Consider the following 17,964-nt stretch of genomic DNA (forward strand, 5'->3'; position numbering starts at 1 on the left):
TTCCTCGATAAGATTTAAGAAAGGTTGGACGGACTGCGCTGCCGTGATCAGCTGTTCTGTATCGTATGACCTGAAAACCGGGTGGGATCAGCTAGCCGATCTGCTCCGACTGCATGCCGGCAAGATCGGCCGAGATAGTGCAGACCAGGCCATCGGGCCTGAAATCCATTATCACTTCGGACCCACTGCTGGGCAGACCTGCCCGCACCAGCCGGCTGCCAAAGCCCTTGTCCTGGGGTTGCTCGACGGCGGGGCCACCCTGCTCCACCCATTTGATGACAAAAGCCTCGACGCCCTGACGCGATTCCACGCTCCAGTTGATGTTGACCACGCCATCAACGCTGGCCAGTGCCCCATATTTGGTGGCGTTCGTGGCCAGCTCGTGCAGGATCATCGACAGCGTCAGCGTTGGCTTGGATGACAGCTTGATCGCGGGGCCATCGGCCACAATGCGCCGCTGCCCTTCATTGCCATGCAGGGCAGCAATCTTCTGGACAATGTCGGCGACGCTGGCATGACCGGCACTGCCCGCGATCAGCATATCCTGCGCATCCGCCAGCACACCGATACGCTCGGTCAGTGTTTTCGAAATGCCGGGTAGATCATTCTTGGAACGCAGGGTCTGGCTGACAATGGCCTGGACCAGCGCCAGCTGGTTTTTCAGGCGATGCCCGATCTCCTGCGACAGTACCTGCTGCTCGCTCTCGCGTTCGGCCAGCGCCAGATTGGAACGCTGCAGGGAGTGGGCCAGTCGGGCCATGGATTCGCGCTCGGCCTTGAGGTGCTGGGCAGTCACGGTGATGCCATGGATGATGACAATGTCGACGCTGACGATGAAGGCATAAAACAGCAATGCCGTGGTCGCGCCGGCGTTGAGAGCAAATGAATTGGCGGGGGCGATGAAGAAGAACCAGGACGCCAGACCGCACAGCACTGCCGAAACCACCCCGGGCCAAAGCCCTGCCAGCAAGGTGGTGACAATGACAGCGGGGAAGAACGTCAGATAGGGAAAGCCCGGCGGCAGGGCATCGCTGAGACCATAGCGCAGCGCAAAGGCGACAACGCACAGGCCCAGCGAAAGCGACCAGCGGAACAGCGGCGAGCGATTGCGGGTCACAATCGTCTGCAGTGCCGTAGTAAATCTGCTCTTGTCGCTCACGGTGCCTCTGTCGGATTTGGCTGAAATTGGTCAGAACCACTGACCAGCATATACGGGAAAAGCACGAAAGCGGAACCTGCATTGGGCCGCTTTATGCACAGCGCGCAACATCTATCCGCGCCGCAGGTCCTGAAAAAACGCCTTGAGCATGGCCTCTGACCGCGCCGCGCCAATGCCGCCAATGATCTCAGGGGCATGGTGGCAGCTGGGCTGCTCAAACAGCCGCACGCCATTCTCGACGGCGCCTGCCTTGGTGTCTTCAGCCGCGAAATAGACCCGACGCACCCGGCTGTGGGCGATAGCACCGGCGCACATGGCGCAGGGCTCAAGGGTGACATACAGATCGCAACCATCCAGCCTGCCCGTGCCGCGTTTGGCCAGGGCCGCGCGCATGGCCAGGAGTTCGGCATGCGCGGTGGGATCGTTGAGCGCCTTCATGCGATTGCGCTCGGCGGCCAGCACGGTTTCGCCTTCCATGACCACCGCGCCCACGGGCGCTTCGCCATTGGCGGCGGCTTCCTCGGCCAGCGCCAGCGCGCGATTCATCGGTGTCATGGGTGGATGCGGCATGGCGTGGTGATACTGTTCAATGGCAAAACGGGCAAGCCGGTCACAGCTGACGGCGGCGCCCGGCCCCTGAATGGCGATGGCGATGCCGCCCAGAATGATGATCGAGGCGATCAGCAGTCTTGGCGTGACGGCTTCGCCCAGCACCGGCACGGCGATGGCGGCGGCAATCACCGGCACACTGAGCTGGACCACCGCGGCGCGGGTCCGGGTCAGTTGGGGCAACACGGCATACCAGATGGCATAACCCAGTCCCGAGGTTATCGCGCCAGACGCAATGGCCAGGGCAACCCCCAGCGGGCTTGGCAATTGCCAGACCAGCCCGAAGATCAGCAAGATCAGGGCGAACGGCACGCAGCGCACAAAGCTGCCCGCGGCGTCAGTCAGCGGCCGGGTCGAGCCGCGCCCCAGCAGCGAATAGGCCGCCCAGCACAGCCCCGAGACCACCATCAACAGGGTTCCCAGCGGATCCGGTGCACTCAGGCCGGGCGATATGAGATAGACAAACGCCCCCAGTGCCACGACCAGCCCGAGCCATTCGAGCGCGCCGGGACGGTCTCCGGCGATCAGCCCCCGCGCAATCATGCCGAACTGCACGCTGACAAACAGCACCAACGCCCCCATGCCAGCCCCCAGCAGCACATAGGCCAGCGAGAAGGCCAGCGCATAGCCAAACAGGGCGGCGGCTTGCTGCGCGCTGCCCAGGCTGGCGATCTGGCGCCAGCTGGCGGCGCGCGACAATCCCACCAGCAAACCCAGCGTTACCGCGCCGGCCAGCAAGCGAATGGCGGTGAAGCCGGCGGCATCGAGTTGCGCTGCCCCCAGCGCCTGCCGGGCCAGCACGGAATTGGCCGCAAAGGCCAGCATGGCCAGGCCTGTCAGTCCGATGATCCTGATCATGTCTGCTCCTCGCACTGACTGCTGCGCAGCCCTGATGGATGGGTCTAGCACCCAAAGCCGTGCGCGCACCACAAAGGGCGCCATTCCGGCAGGACACAATCATGACAATTGAACCGGTGACAGAGCCCGCAAACGGGTCGGAATGGCTGGCCGGACGCCCTATATTGAGCGTTCAGGAGAATCGCCCTTGCCCATCCGCCAGCTACCCGAAGTTCTGATCAACCGCATTGCCGCCGGCGAAGTGGTCGAACGCCCTGCCAGCGTCGTCAAGGAACTGGTCGAGAACGCCATTGATGCGGGCGCCAGCCGCATTGCCGTGACCACGGCTGCTGGTGGCAAGACGCTGCTGCGCATCGAGGATGATGGCCATGGCATGGATCGGGCCGATCTGCTGCTGTCGGTCGAGCGCCACGCGACCTCAAAGCTGTCCAGCGACGATCTCGATGATATTCGCAGCCTGGGCTTTCGCGGCGAAGCGCTGGCCTCGATCGGCTCGGTGGCCGATCTGTCGATCTCATCGCGGCCCGCTGACGCCGAGAGCGGACTGCGCATTGATGTGCGCAATGGCGTGCGCAGCGGGCCGGTGCCGCAGGCAATGAACCGGGGCACCATTGTCGAGGTCAAGAACCTGTTCGCCAATGTCCCGGCGCGGCTGAAATTCCTCAAGACAGACCGAGGCGAATCCGGGGCCATCACCGATGTGCTCAAGCGCCTCGCCATGGCCAATCCCACGGTGCATTTCGTGCTCAGCGGCAGCGACCGCTCCACCTCGAACTGGCCTGCGGTCAGCGGCACAGGCGCTTTGCAGGCGCGACTGGCGCAGGTAATCGGCGACGACTTTGCGCAGAATGCGGTGACGCTGGCGCATAGCCGGCACGGTGTGGTGGTGGCTGGTCTTGCGGGGCTGCCGACCTATACCCGTGCCAATTCGCTGAGCCAGTTCTACTTCGTCAATGGCCGCTCGGTGCGCGACAAGGTGCTGGTGGGCGCAGTGCGCGCTGCCTATGGCGACTACATCTTCCGCGACCGCTTTCCGGTAGTGGCGCTCTATATCGCCATTGATCCTGCCGAGGTCGACGTGAACGTTCATCCCGCCAAGGCCGAACTGCGCTTCCGCGATGCAGGCGCCGTGCGCAGCGCCGTGATCCGGGGGATCGGCGAAGCGCTGGCCGCAGCAGGCTTCAAGGCCTCTACCAGCGTTGCCGATGATGTGCTGGGCGCCTTCACTGCCCCTGAGCAACAGTCCAGCGGCGTTTCCACCGCGCCCATGATCTCCGGCTCAGCTGCCTACCATCCCACCCAGACCTCGGCCTTTTCGGGCTATGAGCGGGTGTCGGGATCGGGCAGCAGTAATCCGTTTTCGCCCGATTATGGTCAGACCGGTCTGGATGGTCTGAACGAACCCAGCGCGCGGGTCGAAGCCGAGCCTGCCCCGGCTCTGGTCGATTACCCGCTGGGCACGGCGCGGGCGCAGATGTTTGACAATTTCATCATCGCCCAGAATGGCGACAGCCTTCTATTGGTTGATCAACACGCGGCCCATGAGCGGCTGGTCTATGAACGGTTCAAGGCGCAGCTGGCCTCGGGCCCCGTTGCCAGCCAGGCTCAGTTGATCCCGCTGATCGTCGAACTTCCCGAAGAAGACTGCGCCCGGCTTGAAGATGCCGCGGCCGAACTGGAGCGCTTTGGGCTCTATCTCGAACGCTTCGGCCCCCGCGCCATCGCGGTGCGCGAGACCCCGGCGCTATTGGGCAGTTCGGACATTGAGGGGATGGTGCGCGACGTCGCCGACGGGCTGGCCGAATGGGATTCCATTGCTGCCGTCAGCGACCGCATGGAAGCGATCATCGCGCGCATGGCGTGTCACGGCTCGGTGCGCTCGGGCCGCCGCCTGCGGGTCGATGAAATGAACGCCCTGCTACGCGACATGGAGGCCACCCCCATTCCGGCCAGTGTATTCACGGCCGCCCGACCTATGTCGAGCTCAAGCACAAAGACATCGAGCGGCTGTTCGGGCGGAGCCGGTAGGCCCTACGGGGCGGAACAGCAGTGCCGGAACATTCGTTGCCCATCCATGCTCTATTTCACCAGCGATACCCATTTTGCCGATCAGCGGGTGCTCCGCCTCGACCGGCGTCCCTTCGCCATTATGGCCGAGCACGATGCCGCCTTGATTGCCAGCTGGAACAGCGTCGTGCAGGCCGATGACGATATCTGGCACCTTGGCGACGTCGTCCGTGGGGATCAGGGCGCAGTTGAAGCTCTGCTGCACCGGTTGAACGGCACCAAGCATCTGATTGTAGGCAATAACGATCCGCTATCGACCCAGTCGGCGCAAGGCTGGGCCAGTGTTCAGCACTATGCCGAGCTGAAGATCGACAATCAGCTCTATGTGCTGTGCCACTATCCCTTCCGCACCTGGAACCAAATGGGCAAGAAATCCATCAATCTGCACGGTCATTCGCATGGCCGGCTGGCGCCTATGCCGCGGCAGTTCGATGTGGGGGTCGATCCGCAGGGGCTGCGGCCCCGGCGACTGGACGAACTTGTGGTCAGCCGCCGGCGTGGCCGGACTGCAACGCCCGCGGCCTAAACTTCTTACTGAAACACGCTCGCGCCCTTGTCCGCCACGCCGACCATGGCACGGAAGTTGGCGAAGAGTTCGCGGCCCATACCGAAATGCTGGCTGCGCAGATCTTCGGTGGCCGGGGTGCGCGCGAAGAATTCCTTCTCATCGCCCAGGAATGTCAGTGAGCCTTGGTTGGCGTCGAGCCGGATCATGTCACCGTCGCGGATCTTGGAGATCGGGCCACCATTGACCGCTTCGGGGGTCATGTGGATGGCGGCGGGCACCTTGCCCGACGCACCCGACATGCGGCCGTCGGTGAGCAGCGCAACCTTGAAACCGCGATCCTGCAACAGACCCAGAGCCGGGGTCAGCTTGTGCAGTTCGGGCATGCCAAGCGCCTTGGGGCCAGAGAACCGCACCACCGCGATCATGTCGCCGGTCAACTCGCCTGCCTTGAACGCGGCCTGCAGGCCTTCCTGACCATGGAACACGCGCGCTGGCGCTTCGATGACGCGGTGCTCTGGCTTGACGGCCGAGACCTTGATCACCGAGCGACCCAGATTGCCCGACAGCAGCTTGAGGCCACCAGTCTCCTGGAACGGGGTCGCCACCTTGGTCAGCACCTTTGGCAGGGCGGATTCCTTGGGGGATGGTTCAAAGGTCAGCTTCTCTTCGATCAGCTTGGCCTCGACCGTGTAGTTGGACAGCCCATTGCCCCAGACGGTCTTAACGTCTTCGTGCAGATGGCCGCTTTCGAGCAGTTCCTGAATGAGGAAGCCCATGCCGCCAGCGGCGTGGAAATGGTTCACATCGGCGACGCCATTGGGGTAGACGCGCGCCAGCAGCGGGGTGGCGTCTGACAGGTCGCTCATATCGTCCCAGGTCACCTGCAGGCCAGCGGCCGCCGCGATGGCGATCAGGTGCATGGTGTGGTTGGTCGAGCCGCCCGTGGCGTGCAGGCCGACCAGACCGTTGACGATGGCCTTCTCGTCGATGACGTGACCAACGGGGGTGTAATCATTGCCCTGTGCGGTCAGTGACAGCGCGCGAATGGTGGCTTCGCGGGTCAGTGCGTCGCGCAGCGGGGTGCCGGGATTGACGAAGCTGGCGCCGGGCAGATGCAGGCCCATGATTTCCATGAGCATCTGGTTGGAGTTGGCGGTGCCGTAAAAAGTGCAGGTGCCTGCCGCGTGGTAGGACTTGGACTCGGCCTCGAGCAGTTCGGCGCGGCCGACCTTGCCTTCCATATAGAGCTGGCGAACCTTGGCCTTTTCGTCATTGGGAATACCCGATGGCATGGGACCGGCGGGCACGAACACCGCTGGCAGGTGGCCAAAGGTCAACGCGCCGATCAGCAGGCCGGGCACGATCTTGTCGCAAATGCCCAGATAGACGGCGGCGTCAAACATGTTGTGGCTCAGCGAAATGGCGGTCGCCATGGCGATCACGTCGCGGCTGAACAGGCTCAGGTCCATGCCGGGCTGGCCCTGGGTCACGCCATCGCACATGGCAGGCACGCCACCGGCAACCTGGGCGGTGGAGCCCATTTCGCGGGCCGCCTGTTTGATCAGATCGGGATAGAATTGATAGGGCTGATGGGCGCTCAGCATGTCGTTATAGCTGGTTACGATGCCCAGATTGAGCGATTTGTGGCCGGCCAGTTGCGCCTTCTCGGCGGGCGAGCAGGCAGCGAAGGCATGGGCAAGGTTGCCGCAGGAGAGCACGGTGCGGTTGACGCCGGCTTCGCGGGCACCCTCGAGACGGTTCAGATAATCGCGACGGCTGTCGCGGCTACGCGCTGCGATGCGATCGGTGACATCCTGGATGGCCTGACGGACAGACATATCGGCTCCTGTTCTTGGAGCCCTTCGTGGCCAGAGCGGTCAATTGGGGACCGCTGAGGGGACTATGGGCACCAGTAGACGTTGACGGCGTGGCCGGACCGCAACACGGCACGAATGGGCATGTCCTGGGTCGGACCATCTCCCAAAGCGGTGTCGAGCACGGCGGCCTTTTCCTCCCCTTCAATATGAAGGTACAGCCCATCCGCGCGGAGGAGACGCGGCAGGGTAAAGGTGATGCGGGGTTCGCCCGCGCCCGGTGCGCGGATGGCCAAAGTGGGGCCTTCCTCGCTCAGGGCCTGGTCCAGCGTATCGCCGCCGGGAAAGAACGAGGCGGTATGGCCGTCGCTGCCCATGCCCAGCACGACAGCGGCGAACTGTTCGGGCAGATCGGCCAGCAGGGCATTGGTGCGCGCCACGCCCGCGGCATCAGGCTCATCGCCGCCCGAATAGAGCGGGTAGAAGCGCGCCGTGGCTGCAGGGCCCTGCAGCATGCGTTCATTGACCAGCAAGGCGTTGGAGCGGTCATTGGTTTCATCGACCCAGCGCTCATCAACCAGGGTGACGATCACCTTGGACCAGTCGATGTCCTTGGTCTTGCCCAGCGCCTGGAAGAACCGGCTGGGGGTCGACCCACCGCTGACGGCAATCGCCGCCTCGCCGCGCTCGTCGATGGCTGTGCGAATGCGGTCGGCAACGGCCTCTGCCAGTTCATTGGCAAGGGTCGGCTTGTCGGCAAAGCTGCGGCGCTCGAGCACGGGCTGGGTCATTCTAGTTCTCATCCTCATGCCAGGTGCGGCCATCACGCTCGATCAGCGCATGCGAGCCGCTGGGGCCCCAGGTGCCAGCCACATAGGACTGGGGTGGTTCCGAAGACCGTTCCCAGGCCTCGCGGATCGGGTCGACCCACTTCCAGGCCGCTTCGAGTTCGTCGCGACGCATGAACAGGGTCTGGCTGCCACGGATCACGTCGAGCAGCAGGCGCTCATAGGCTTCCGGCGTGCGTTCCGAGAAGGTCTGGGCAAAGCTCAGGTTCAGCGGCACTTCGCGCAGGCGCATGCCACCGGGACCGGGATCCTTGATCATCATCATCAGCTTGACGCCCTCATCGGGCTGCAGGCGGATGATCAGCTTGTTGGCCTTGGGTGCGCCCTCGGCGTGGTCAAAGATCGAATGCGGAATCGGTTTGAACTGGATGGCGATTTCCGAGACCCGGCTGGCCATGCGCTTGCCGGTGCGCAGATAGAACGGCACGCCGGACCAGCGCCAGTTTTCGATTTCGGCCTTGAGCGCCACAAAGGTCTCGGTGCGACTGCCCTTCTTTTCTTCGGGAAGTTCGTCCTGATAGCTGGCCACCGAGGTGGTTTCGGAGCTGACGCCCTTATACTGGCCGCGCACGGTCATCTTGGCCACGTCACCATTGGTGATGGGCTTGAGGGAGCGCAGGACCTTGAGCTTTTCGTCGCGCAACGCATTGGCGTCGTCGCTGGCGGGCGGCTCCATGGCCACAAGGCAGAGCAACTGCAGCATGTGGTTCTGGATCATGTCGCGCAGGGCGCCGGATTCGTCATAATAGCCGCGGGTACCGGCACCAACGCTTTCAGCCACGGTGAGCTGGACGTGGTCGATATGGGCCGAGTTCCACACGGGTTCGAACAGCGTGTTGGCAAAGCGCAGCGCCAGCAGGTTCTGCACGGTCTCTTTGCCGAGATAATGGTCGATACGGTAGACCTGATCTTCCTCGAAGATCTTGGCCACGCCGTCATTGATTTCCATCGATGACAGCAGATCGTGGCCCAGTGGCTTCTCGATCACCACGCGGGCGTCGCGGCGATAGACCTTGGTCTTGGAGAGCTGTTCGGCGATCGGCTCGAACAGATCGGGGGCCACGGCCAGATAGAAGGCGCGGACAACTTCAGGGTCGTCGCGCAGGGCCTTTTTCAGATCGCCCCAGCCCGCTTTGTTGCTGACGTCGTTGATGATGTAGGAGAAAATATTGACGAAGCGCTCGATGACCGCGGCGTCCTGATATTCCTTTTCCACGAACTGGGTGATCGCATCACGCGCGGCGTTCTGGAAATCGGCATCGCTCAGCTTGGAGCGCGACACACCGATAATGCGGCTGTTCTCATCGAACTGGCCATCCTTGAAGCGGTGATAGAGCGCAGGAATCAGCTTGCGCTTGGTCAGATCACCGGTGGCGCCAAAGACCACATAATCGAATGGCTGGACGGGAATGATGCGGCTGGACAACGGGCTAGTCCTTAGTTTGACGCGAGGTTCAAGCGAAATTGTGCTTGGCGAGAATGACAGCGCCATGCAGCGGCTCGAAGCGTGGCAGCATGACAAAGTCGCCATAGCGCTTTTCGAGGAGCGGGAACAGACGCTGGCCGAAGCCACCGACGATCGCCATCACCTTGGCATTGCGCGCCTTGAACCACTTTACGTAGGTTTCGATATAGCTGAACTGCAGTTCTAGCATCTTGAGGGCGACCGGATCGCCTTGGTCGAGATAGTCGCTCATCAGCGGCATCAGCTTGCCGAATTCGGCAGGCGCGCGGCCGATCAGGGCGTCATCGCAGCCTTCCGAGCCATCATTGCTGATGATCCTGAGATCCATGTCGGTGGCAAATGACCAGGTCATCACCGCCTGATTGTCACCACCGAGCGCGGCGATCACTGCCTTCGTCAGCGGCGACGATGGCACCAGACCGTCTTCGGCCTCCACAGAATAGCGCACCAGTTCGCGGCCCAGAATGGCGCCCGACATCTGATCGCCAATCTGGAAGCCCCAGCCACCGGCCTGATGACGCTGGCCATCAACCACTGCCAGCGCTGCCGAACCGGTACCAACGATGATCACCGCGCCCTCTTCGCCACCAAGGGCGCCGGCATGGGCAATATCGATATCGTCATAGACCTTCACCCCGGCAAAGGGCCAATGCCGTGCGGCGAACTCATCGCGTGCCGAATCCATGCGGCCACCGGCCATGCCAAAGCAGGCATAGGTATTGGCGGTCTGCGCATAGTCGAGCCCAGCGGCGGCGAACACATCGCGCGTGCCGGCCAGAATGGCCTTGTAGGCGGGTTCGCCATCGTCGATCTGCAGGTTGGAGCGACCGTTCCTGACCTCAGCCAGCGTCTGCAGATTCTCATCGGCCAGACGCACGCGGCAATTGGTGCCGCCACCATCAACGCCAAGGTAGTATCTCGTCACGCTAGGATTCTCCGAATTCAGAAGGGATTCTAGGGTCTGGTTTCGGCGCGGACCATAGTGCGAAAGCTGATAATACGAAAGTAGGATAAGGCACAAAATATCCCTGCCAAGTCCCCTGCCCGCATGGCTCGCCTGCGCGGAGCATACAAGCAGTTATGGCCACAGGGTTTTCATGGCATACCATAGCGGTGATCAGATGGAGGTCGAAGCATGACGCGACACGTGTTGGTGCTGGGCGGCGCCCGTTCGGGCAAGACCGCTTTTGGCGAGAGTTTGGCCCTGCGCAGCGGCAGTACGCCGGCCTATCTGGCCACTGCCGAAGTGCTTGATGGCGAGATGCGGGACCGCGTTGCCAGCCATCAGGCCGGACGCGCCGGACAGTTCGCCACCATAGAAGAGCCGTTGGCGCTGTCGAAGACCCTGCTCAAGGCAGCCAGGAGCCATGACGTCATTCTGGTGGATTGTCTGACCCTGTGGATCACCAATCTGCTGGTATCGGGCGACAATGTCGCCGCGCAGGTGGAAAAGCTCGGGCAGACACTGGGCCAGTTGCAGGATACGCGGGTCATTCTGGTCAGCAATGAGGTCGGTCTGGGCATTGTCCCCGACAATGCCATGGCCCGCACTTTCCGCGATCTGGCCGGCAGTGCGCATCAACGGCTCGCCGAGATCTGCGACGATGTCTATTTCGTCGTCGCGGGACTGCCCATGACGCTCAAGGGCGAACCACCCATCCCCACCATGGGACGCACGCAATAGACACCAGAATCAGCCAAGGGCTATACTCAGTGCTAACAGTGCGCTGACACTTAACAGCACATTCAGGGTCATGCGGTAGAGGGTTAGCGCGCGGGTGATATGATAGGGTCCGAGCTTGGTTTCGCCTTCGCCCATAATCGGCAGATCGACCACTTCTCCGTCATAACTCCTTGGCCCACCAAGCGAAAACCCGAGCGCGCCAGCAAAGGTCGCCTCCGGCCAGCCCGAATTGGGCGAGCGGTGTTTCATGGCGTCGCGCGTGGCCGCCTGCCACGCCCTGGACGGGCTGGCCCCGGGCACAAAGAAGCAGGCAATGGTCACCAAAACCGCCGTCAGCCGGGCGGGAACGAGATTGACCAGATCATCAAGGCGCGCGGCCGCCCAACCAAAATCGGCGTAGCGCTCATTCTTGTGGCCGATCATCGAATCGGCGGTGTTGATGGCCTTGTAGAGCGCAATGCCCGGCAGGCCGAGCAGCACCAGCCAGAACCACGGCGCGACCACACCGTCCGAGGTGCTTTCGGCCAAGGTCTCCACCGCTGCGCGGGAAACGCCAGCGGTATCAAGCTGTTGGGGATCTCGGCCCACGATCTGGCTCACCGCCTCGCGCCCGGCCTCCAGCGAGGTCAGCAGCGCATCGGCCACCGCCTGCACGGCCCGACCCAGTTCCTTTTGCGCCAGGAAGGGCGTCGCCAGCAGGATTTCGAGCACCCAGCCGAGCGGTATGCGGTGCACAATATTGCGCACCATCAGCGTTACAATCAGCGTCGTGCCGAGCACCAGCACCATGGTCACCATGCCGCGCACGCGCCGTTGCTCGGGGGATTGCTCCTCCTTCCACAGTCGTGATTCGAGCCAGCTGAGGAGCTTGCCGATCCACATGACGGGGTGGCCGATCTGGGCCAGCAAGCGGGGCGGATAGCCCTGCCAGCGCTCGAGGATCAGCGCCAAGGGAGCAATAAATATGTGCATCAGTCCAGCCTAACGGGTTCTGCGAGCCCCAAAAGGGCATCAATATCAATGTGATGTTCAAGGTGAGCGGCCAGTGCATCGAGCGTGGTGTCGATGCTGGCCTCATAGGCGAAATCAGGCGAGGCAACATTGCCCAGCACAGCACGCCGGAAGTCGTCGGCGGCAAACAGACCGTGCAGATAGGTGCCCTGCACCCGGCCGTCGGCGCTCACCGCGCCTTCGTTCACACCCGCCACCTGGGCGAAAGGCCGTGCAATATCAGGTCCCTGGGTGACACCCATATGCATGTGATAGCCGGCAATGGCAGTGCCGGAGCCCAAGTGAATGGCCCGCTCTATCCGCAATTGCTTGACCGGGCTGAGCACGGTTTCAACATCGAGCAGACCAAGGCCCTCAGTCGTACCCGGCGTGCCTTCGATCCCGTCCGGATCGGCGATGGAGCGCCCCAGCATCTGGTAGCCGCCGCAAATGCCGATGATCTTATCCCCGGCGCGGTGATGGGCGATAATATCGATGTCCCAGCCATTGGCGCGCAGCGCTGCTAAATCGCTGCGGGTGGCTTTGGAACCGGGGAGGATAATCAGATCAGTGTTGCGGGGAATAGCTTGCCCCGGCGCCACCAGCACCAGATTGACGCCCGGTTCGGCCCGTAGCGGATCGAGATCGTCAAAATTGGCGATGCGCGGCAGTTGCGGCACGGCAATGGTGAAGGCGCCGGACTTGTTTGAGGCGTAATCGGCCAGCGCCAAGACATCCTCTGCCGGCAGCTTGCCCGCATCGGTAAACCAGGGCACCGGACCGAAGCAGGGAACCCCGGTCTTTTGCGCGAGAAAAGCGATTCCATCGGCGAAAAGCGAAGGATCACCTTGAAACTTGTTAATCAGGCTGGCGCGGATGCGCTTGGCGTCGGCCAGGGCGACCACTGCAAAGGTGCCTACCACCGATGCAATAACCCCGCCCCGATGGATATCACCCACTAAAACAACTGGAATATCAGCAGCTTGCGCAAAACCAAAATTGGCGATGTCATTGCGGCGCAGGTTGACTTCTGAGGCGCTGCCAGCGCCTTCGACGATAATAAAATCCACATCGGCCGCCAGCTCACGAAACGCGCCGATCACCTCGGGCAGCAGCTTTCCGCGCTCATTCCAGTAGGTGCGCGCGGTCATTGAGGCCATACGCTGCCCCCGCACCACCACCTGTGAACCAGTTTCCAGTTCAGGCTTGAGCAGAACCGGGTTCATGGCGGTAATCGGCTCGCGCCGCGACGCGCGTGCCTGCAGCGCCTGAGCCCGCCCGATCTCACCACCATCGGCGGTCACGGCGGCATTATTGCTCATATTCTGCGGCTTGAACGGCGCGACCTTGTGGCCGCGATTGGCCAACGCACGGCACAGTCCAGCGACCATCAGCGATTTGCCGACGTCCGACCCCGTCCCCATAAACATCAGTGCCTTAGCCATGGCCAGACTTATGCCGCATCAATCACGTGCGCGTAAGACCCCATCACCCGCCCAATTACCGCGCCCATGGGCGGCATGGCATCGCCACGCGCATCAGTAGCCGCAAACAGCGGGTTCAGCCGTGACTGTTTGGCCGATGAATAGTGAAACTCATGGCCATTGAGCCGACCCGGCCAGGGCAGATCGCCCGACTGCACCAGGCGCCGATAGCCCAGAATACGCTTGGGACGATCAATGCGCGTCGTCATTGGTAGCAGCCCCGCCATGGCATGGCTGGCGCCCGCCTTGTCCACCAGTGCATCGCCCAGCACCATAAAGCCGCCGCACTCGCCATAGAGCAACGCACCGCGGTCGCGCGCAGCAACCAGTCCAGCCTTGAAGGCGTCCGCCGCGGCCAGTGTTGCTCCATGCAGTTCGGGATAGCCGCCAGGCAGGAATACCGCATCGGCATCCCCCCCGGGCGCTTCGTTGCGCAGCGGCGAAAAGAAGCTCAGCTGCGCACCCTGACTGCGCCAGCCATCAAGCAGATGGGGATAGGCAAAGGCAAAAGCATCATCGCGGGCGATCGCCATATGCTGACCCAGCGGCGGCAGATCCGCTGCATCCTCGGCACCTTCCCCCAGCGGCGCGGCAATCGCCTGGAACCGGTCGAGATCGACATAGTCGCCCATGGCGGTGGCGGCTTCATCGAGGAAACCGGCAAAGGCGTTGACCTCGCCGGGCAGCACCAGGCCCAGATGGCGCTCGGGCAGTACCAGCGCCGGATTGCGTGGAATCGCGCCAAGGCAGGGGATACCCGTCGCCGCCAGCGCTTCGGTCAGCATGCGCTCATGCTTCATCGACGCCACGCGGTTGATGATCACCCCCGCAACCCGCACGCCAACCCGCCAGTTGGCAAAGCCAGCCACCAGCGGCGCTATGGATTGACTTTGCCGGTCGGCATCGACCACCAGAACCACAGGCAGCTCAAGCAGTTCGGCGAGATCGGCTGTGGATCCGATGCCGTCGGCTGCACCGTCAAAGAGGCCCATCACGCCTTCAACAATAAGCAGATCAGCGCCCGTGGCCTGGGTCGCGGCCAGCTGCTTGAGTCGGTGCGGGGTCATCGACCAGGGGTCGAGATTGACAGCGTCGCGCAGCGCTGCGCGCGCCAGAAAGGTGGGATCGATGTAGTCCGGACCGGTCTTGGCCGGTGCAACGACGACACCGCGCTGGCGCAAGGCGGCCAGCAGGCCAAGCGTGACCACGGTCTTGCCCGAACCCGAGCGCGGTGCGGCAATGACGAGCCCTTTAGCCAAAGGTGTGGCTCCGCATCCGCCCAACATACCAGTCCAGCGTCTCGCGATACTGGCTGACCGCGCCCAGCACGACGATGGCCGGGGTTGGAATGTCTTTAAGTTTGCTGACTTCGCCCAGCGTGGTTTCAATCACGACCTGCTGTGGTGTGGCAGCGTGGGAGACAATGGCGAGGCGCTCGCCGCCATCGCGACCGGCCTCAAGCAGTTTTTGTGAGATGGAGCCCAGATGCTTGACCGCCATGAACATGACGATGACTGGCGCGGCCTTGGCCACGGCGGGCCAGTCCACACCATGCGGCACGGCGCCCGATTCATCGTGGCCGGTGAGGAACATCACAGCCTGATTGACGTCGCGATGGGTGACAGGAATGCCGGCATAGGCCAGCCCGCCAACGCCCGAGGAAATACCGGGCACAATACGGAACGGCACACCGTGCTTGACCAGCATCCCCGCCTCCTCGCCGCCACGGCCAAAGATGAACGGGTCGCCGCCCTTGAGGCGAAGGACGCGCTTGCCAGCCTTGGCCAGCGCCACCAGTTGCAGAGAAATATCGGCCTGTTTGGGCGATGGTTTGCCGCCACGTTTGCCGGCAAAGATGCGTTCGACGTGACGCGGCGCCATGGCCAGCAGATCAGGCGAAACCAGTGCGTCATGAACAATCACATCGGCCTGTCCCAGGGCGTGATAGGCAAGCAGGGACGCCAGCCCCGGCCCGCCCGGGCCCGCGCCAACCAGCCAGACCGTGCCCGGTTCGAGCTGCGGGAAATCAGCATTGTCGAGGGCCGCGAAATGGGCGCGGCGGCGTGGTTTGCGGATCCAGCCGAACATCAGTGCATCAACCCTTGAGGCGCGCGGTGGGAATGGGCACAGTGGCGCGTCATGAAGTACTCAGTGCGATGAAGATTCTGATCCTGGGCGGCACCGCCGAAGCGCGTGATCTGGCGGGGCGTCTGCTCGAACTGGGCCATGATGTCACCAGCTCGCTGGCTGGTCGCACACAGAATCCTACCCTGCCCGCCGGCGCTGTGCGCATGGGCGGATTTGGCGGTGCGGTTGGACTGGGCAACTATCTGAAAAACGAGAACATTGAGCGGCTGATTGACGCCACGCACCCCTATGCGGGCACGATTTCGGCCAATGCGGTCGCCGCCGCCCAGGCCAGCGGCGTGATGCTGGTGCGTTACATGCGTCCGGTCTGGGCGGAGCCTGACAGCGCGGGCTGGACCAATGTCGCCACGGCAGCCGAGGCTGCCTCGGTCTTGCCCGCCGATGCTACGGTTCTGCTCACCACGGGTCACACTGGTCTGACTGATTTTCTTGGCCGTGCCGATTGCCGCTTTCTCGTACGCCTGATCGAGGCCCCGGCCGTGGCAATCCCGCCCCACACGAGGCTGCTGCAGGACCGTCCACCCTATGGACTGGCCGACGAAATAGCGCTGTTGGCGCGCGAGAGCATCACTCATCTGGTCACCAAGAATTCTGGCGGGGCACAGACGGCGGCCAAGCTGGAAGCGGCGCAGCGACTTGGAGTTGAGGTGATCATGATTGCCCGTCCCGCCTATGGCCCAGCGCTCGAAGTGAGCAGCGTGGATGGTGCTATCGAGGCATTGGCGCTGACGGGCTGACCAAAACTGGCCACGCTGAATCCGGGCGCACAATCGGAAATGGCGCAGGTGGCGTAATCTGATTTGCGTTTATGCAGGCGGACCGGGCCAGCCATGGCAGCCACGGCGTCAGCGACACCGGGCACATCGCCACTCAAATCGGCATCATCAAGCAGGCGCATTGGCACGGCGAAATACAGCGCCACGGGCAGGAGCAGCGGACTGGTTGCCTTGCGCATATGAGTGCCAATAGCGGCCAGTTGACTGGGATGCAGGTTCAGTTCAGCGAGGCAGGCCCGGATCAGTGCGATGATCTCACCGGCACTGGCCGCAGAGGCAAAGCCAATGCCAGCGACAAATCTGTCTGTAGGGGCGGGGATCGCCCCGAATCTAGCTGTCATAATCGCCTCTCAAAGCAAGAGGCAGGTTCGCTCAAGACCGTTGCAGCTCCGGGGTTGGTCCCCGATTTGGGTCGACCGCACCGAATTCTGTTTCAGTTCCTTCGTGGGAACTCTGCGCATGTTTTGGTTCTAGGCGGGCAGAACCACTTGGTCAATCAATGGCTTGGCCTGCTTCACGACCAGATAAGAATGCTTCTGAAAATGATTTGCAAATTCAATGACTTGCCGCGTCGGTTCTGGGCAGTTATGGCCTCCCCATGATTTGGGACGGGACTGGACAATGACAGCAACAGCCAAGCGCACGCTGGCCATTGCGGCAGCAAGCCTGCTGATCGGCCTGATCGTGCTGGGGCTCAAAGTGCTGGCCTGGCAGATTACCGGATCGATCGCGCTCTATTCCGATGCCCTGGAATCCATCGTCAATGTGGTGACGGCCATTGCGGCGCTCATTGCTGTATGGCTGGCGCAAAAGCCCGCCGACGCCGCCCTACCCTATGGATACCATAAGGCCGAGTATTTCTCGGCCGTGCTGGTTGGGGTCATGATCATCGTGGCGGCGATCCTGATTGCCCGCGAGGCCATTACCGGGCTGATGGCCCCCGCCCTGCCCGACGCCCCTATCGAAGGACTGAGCATCAGCATTGTCGCCACGGTGATCAATGCGGTCTGGGCCTTTGTACTGATCCGGCATGGCCGCTCGGTACGTTCGCCAGCACTGCAGGCCGACGGCAAGCATTTGATGACGGACGTGGTCTCAACAGGCGGAGTCATTGTCGGACTGGCCCTGGTCTATCTGACCGGCTGGGCGATGCTGGATCCCATTCTGGCGGCGCTGGTGGCGCTCAATATCCTGTGGTCAGGCTGGGCAGTCATCCGCGACAGCGTAGGCGGGCTGATGGACGTGGCTGTGCCCAAGGAAACCCAGCAACTCATTCGCGAGGTTATCGCCGCCAATGCCGATGGGGCCATTGAGGCGCATGACATCCGCACGCGACAGGCTGGCAAGATGACGTTCATCGACTTCCATCTGGTGGTGCCTGGCGCGATGAGCGTCGACGATGCTCACGCCATCTGCGACGCTATCGAGGCCAAGCTACGCGAGGCCGTCCGACAGGTTCAGATCACTATTCATGTTGAGCCCGAAGACAAGGCCAAGCATTCCGGCATCGTGGTGGTCTAGCGCGCGAATGTGACTTGCCCTGCGCCTGCACCA

The 17,964-nt window shown here is 62.7% G+C and carries 15 protein-coding genes and 1 pseudogene; 5 read left to right on the forward strand and 11 right to left on the reverse strand.

Features of this window, described 5'->3' with window-relative positions; genetic code table 11:
• Positions 1 to 91: 91 nt before the first annotated feature.
• Together AC0L37_RS13790 and AC0L37_RS13795 are read right to left on the reverse strand one after the other, a co-directional pair.
• The gene (locus tag AC0L37_RS13790; RefSeq protein WP_282220797.1) at positions 92 to 1,159 is read right to left on the reverse strand and encodes an HWE histidine kinase domain-containing protein; all 1,068 of its coding nucleotides are present in this window, start codon (positions 1,157 to 1,159) and stop codon (positions 92 to 94) included.
• 111 nt (positions 1,160 to 1,270) lie between these two features.
• A complete protein-coding gene (locus AC0L37_RS13795) occupies positions 1,271 to 2,626 on the reverse strand; it encodes a deaminase (RefSeq protein WP_473313129.1) in 1,356 nt (451 codons plus the stop codon).
• Positions 2,627 to 2,813: 187 nt separating this feature from the next.
• On the opposite strand from AC0L37_RS13795, the pseudogene mutL reads away from it, so the two are divergent.
• Both mutL and AC0L37_RS13805 read left to right on the forward strand, forming a co-directional pair.
• Positions 2,814 to 4,654, forward strand: a pseudogene (gene mutL / locus AC0L37_RS13800) (DNA mismatch repair endonuclease MutL).
• A gap of 46 nt (positions 4,655 to 4,700) precedes the next feature.
• A complete protein-coding gene (locus tag AC0L37_RS13805) occupies positions 4,701 to 5,219 on the forward strand; it encodes a metallophosphoesterase family protein (protein WP_282220795.1) in 519 nt (172 codons plus the stop codon).
• Between the two features lie 5 nt (positions 5,220 to 5,224).
• On the opposite strand, the gene edd is transcribed toward AC0L37_RS13805, so the two are convergent.
• The 4 genes from edd to AC0L37_RS13825 form a co-directional block, all read right to left on the reverse strand.
• Entirely contained in the window at positions 5,225 to 7,039 is a 1,815-nt protein-coding gene (gene edd, locus AC0L37_RS13810; RefSeq protein WP_269368136.1) for a phosphogluconate dehydratase, read from the reverse strand.
• Positions 7,040 to 7,101: 62 nt separating this feature from the next.
• Entirely contained in the window at positions 7,102 to 7,806 is a 705-nt protein-coding gene (gene pgl / locus AC0L37_RS13815) for a 6-phosphogluconolactonase (protein ID WP_282220794.1), read from the reverse strand.
• Position 7,807: 1 nt separating this feature from the next.
• Positions 7,808 to 9,289 carry a glucose-6-phosphate dehydrogenase gene (zwf, locus tag AC0L37_RS13820; RefSeq protein ID WP_212658872.1) on the reverse strand — a complete coding sequence of 494 codons (1,482 nt, stop codon included), beginning with the start codon at positions 9,287 to 9,289 and terminating at the stop codon, positions 7,808 to 7,810.
• A 28-nt stretch (positions 9,290 to 9,317) separates the two neighbouring features.
• Complete coding sequence (locus tag AC0L37_RS13825) at positions 9,318 to 10,253, reverse strand: glucosamine kinase nucleotide-binding domain-containing protein (RefSeq protein ID WP_212658873.1); 936 nt, start codon at positions 10,251 to 10,253, stop codon at positions 9,318 to 9,320.
• A 210-nt stretch (positions 10,254 to 10,463) separates the two neighbouring features.
• Here AC0L37_RS13825 and cobU point away from each other — a divergent pair, with 210 nt between their 5' ends.
• Positions 10,464 to 11,012: a bifunctional adenosylcobinamide kinase/adenosylcobinamide-phosphate guanylyltransferase gene (gene cobU, locus AC0L37_RS13830; protein ID WP_282220793.1), complete on the forward strand. Its 549-nt coding sequence runs from the start codon at positions 10,464 to 10,466 to the stop codon at positions 11,010 to 11,012.
• Between the two features lie 9 nt (positions 11,013 to 11,021).
• On the opposite strand, the gene cbiB is transcribed toward cobU, so the two are convergent.
• Genes cbiB through cobA form a run of 4 tightly spaced genes read right to left on the reverse strand, consistent with a single transcriptional unit; the run spans position 11,022 to position 15,574 of the window.
• Positions 11,022 to 11,984 (reverse strand): adenosylcobinamide-phosphate synthase CbiB, encoded by a 963-nt coding sequence (cbiB, locus tag AC0L37_RS13835; RefSeq protein WP_282220792.1) that lies wholly within the window; start codon positions 11,982 to 11,984, stop codon positions 11,022 to 11,024.
• Positions 11,984 to 13,447 (reverse strand): cobyric acid synthase, encoded by a 1,464-nt coding sequence (locus tag AC0L37_RS13840; RefSeq protein WP_282220791.1) that lies wholly within the window; start codon positions 13,445 to 13,447, stop codon positions 11,984 to 11,986. Before AC0L37_RS13840 ends, cbiB begins: the two co-directional genes overlap by 1 nt.
• An 8-nt stretch (positions 13,448 to 13,455) precedes the next feature.
• A complete protein-coding gene (locus AC0L37_RS13845) occupies positions 13,456 to 14,772 on the reverse strand; it encodes a cobyrinate a,c-diamide synthase (RefSeq protein WP_473313133.1) in 1,317 nt (438 codons plus the stop codon).
• A complete protein-coding gene (cobA, locus tag AC0L37_RS13850; RefSeq protein WP_282220789.1) occupies positions 14,738 to 15,574 on the reverse strand; it encodes a uroporphyrinogen-III C-methyltransferase in 837 nt (278 codons plus the stop codon). The genes AC0L37_RS13845 and cobA overlap by 35 nt, the downstream gene beginning before the upstream one ends.
• Before the next feature lie 41 nt (positions 15,575 to 15,615).
• Between cobA and AC0L37_RS13855 the strand changes: the two genes are divergently transcribed.
• Positions 15,616 to 16,371 (forward strand): cobalt-precorrin-6A reductase, encoded by a 756-nt coding sequence (locus AC0L37_RS13855; RefSeq protein ID WP_473313135.1) that lies wholly within the window; start codon positions 15,616 to 15,618, stop codon positions 16,369 to 16,371.
• On the opposite strand, the gene AC0L37_RS13860 is transcribed toward AC0L37_RS13855, so the two are convergent.
• Positions 16,305 to 16,751 (reverse strand): cobalamin biosynthesis protein, encoded by a 447-nt coding sequence (locus tag AC0L37_RS13860; RefSeq protein ID WP_282220787.1) that lies wholly within the window; start codon positions 16,749 to 16,751, stop codon positions 16,305 to 16,307. The two genes, AC0L37_RS13855 and AC0L37_RS13860, sit on opposite strands and share 67 nt — an antisense overlap.
• 280 nt (positions 16,752 to 17,031) lie before the next feature.
• Here AC0L37_RS13860 and AC0L37_RS13865 point away from each other — a divergent pair, with 280 nt between their 5' ends.
• Positions 17,032 to 17,931, forward strand: coding sequence for a cation diffusion facilitator family transporter (locus AC0L37_RS13865; RefSeq protein ID WP_282220786.1), 900 nt, complete (start codon positions 17,032 to 17,034; stop codon positions 17,929 to 17,931).
• Positions 17,932 to 17,964: the final 33 nt, after the last annotated feature.

The sequence above is a fragment of the Devosia sp. J2-20 genome (assembly GCF_055808475.1).

Bases quoted from the DNA above. Each gene is read 5' to 3' on its own strand.
- AC0L37_RS13795 (WP_473313129.1), bottom strand. From the start codon at position 2,626: ATGATCAGGATCATCGGACTGACAGGCCTGGCCATGCTGGCCTTTGCG.
- AC0L37_RS13805 (WP_282220795.1), top strand. From the start codon at position 4,701: ATGCTCTATTTCACCAGCGATACCCATTTTGCCGATCAGCGGGTGCTC.
- edd (WP_269368136.1), bottom strand. From the start codon at position 7,039: ATGTCTGTCCGTCAGGCCATCCAGGATGTCACCGATCGCATCGCAGCG.
- pgl (WP_282220794.1), bottom strand. From the start codon at position 7,806: ATGACCCAGCCCGTGCTCGAGCGCCGCAGCTTTGCCGACAAGCCGACC.
- cobU (WP_282220793.1), top strand. From the start codon at position 10,464: ATGACGCGACACGTGTTGGTGCTGGGCGGCGCCCGTTCGGGCAAGACC.
- cbiB (WP_282220792.1), bottom strand. From the start codon at position 11,984: ATGCACATATTTATTGCTCCCTTGGCGCTGATCCTCGAGCGCTGGCAG.
- AC0L37_RS13840 (WP_282220791.1), bottom strand. From the start codon at position 13,447: ATGGCTAAGGCACTGATGTTTATGGGGACGGGGTCGGACGTCGGCAAA.
- AC0L37_RS13845 (WP_473313133.1), bottom strand. From the start codon at position 14,772: ATGTTGGGCGGATGCGGAGCCACACCTTTGGCTAAAGGGCTCGTCATT.
- cobA (WP_282220789.1), bottom strand. From the start codon at position 15,574: ATGTTCGGCTGGATCCGCAAACCACGCCGCCGCGCCCATTTCGCGGCC.
- AC0L37_RS13860 (WP_282220787.1), bottom strand. From the start codon at position 16,751: ATGACAGCTAGATTCGGGGCGATCCCCGCCCCTACAGACAGATTTGTC.
- AC0L37_RS13865 (WP_282220786.1), top strand. From the start codon at position 17,032: ATGACAGCAACAGCCAAGCGCACGCTGGCCATTGCGGCAGCAAGCCTG.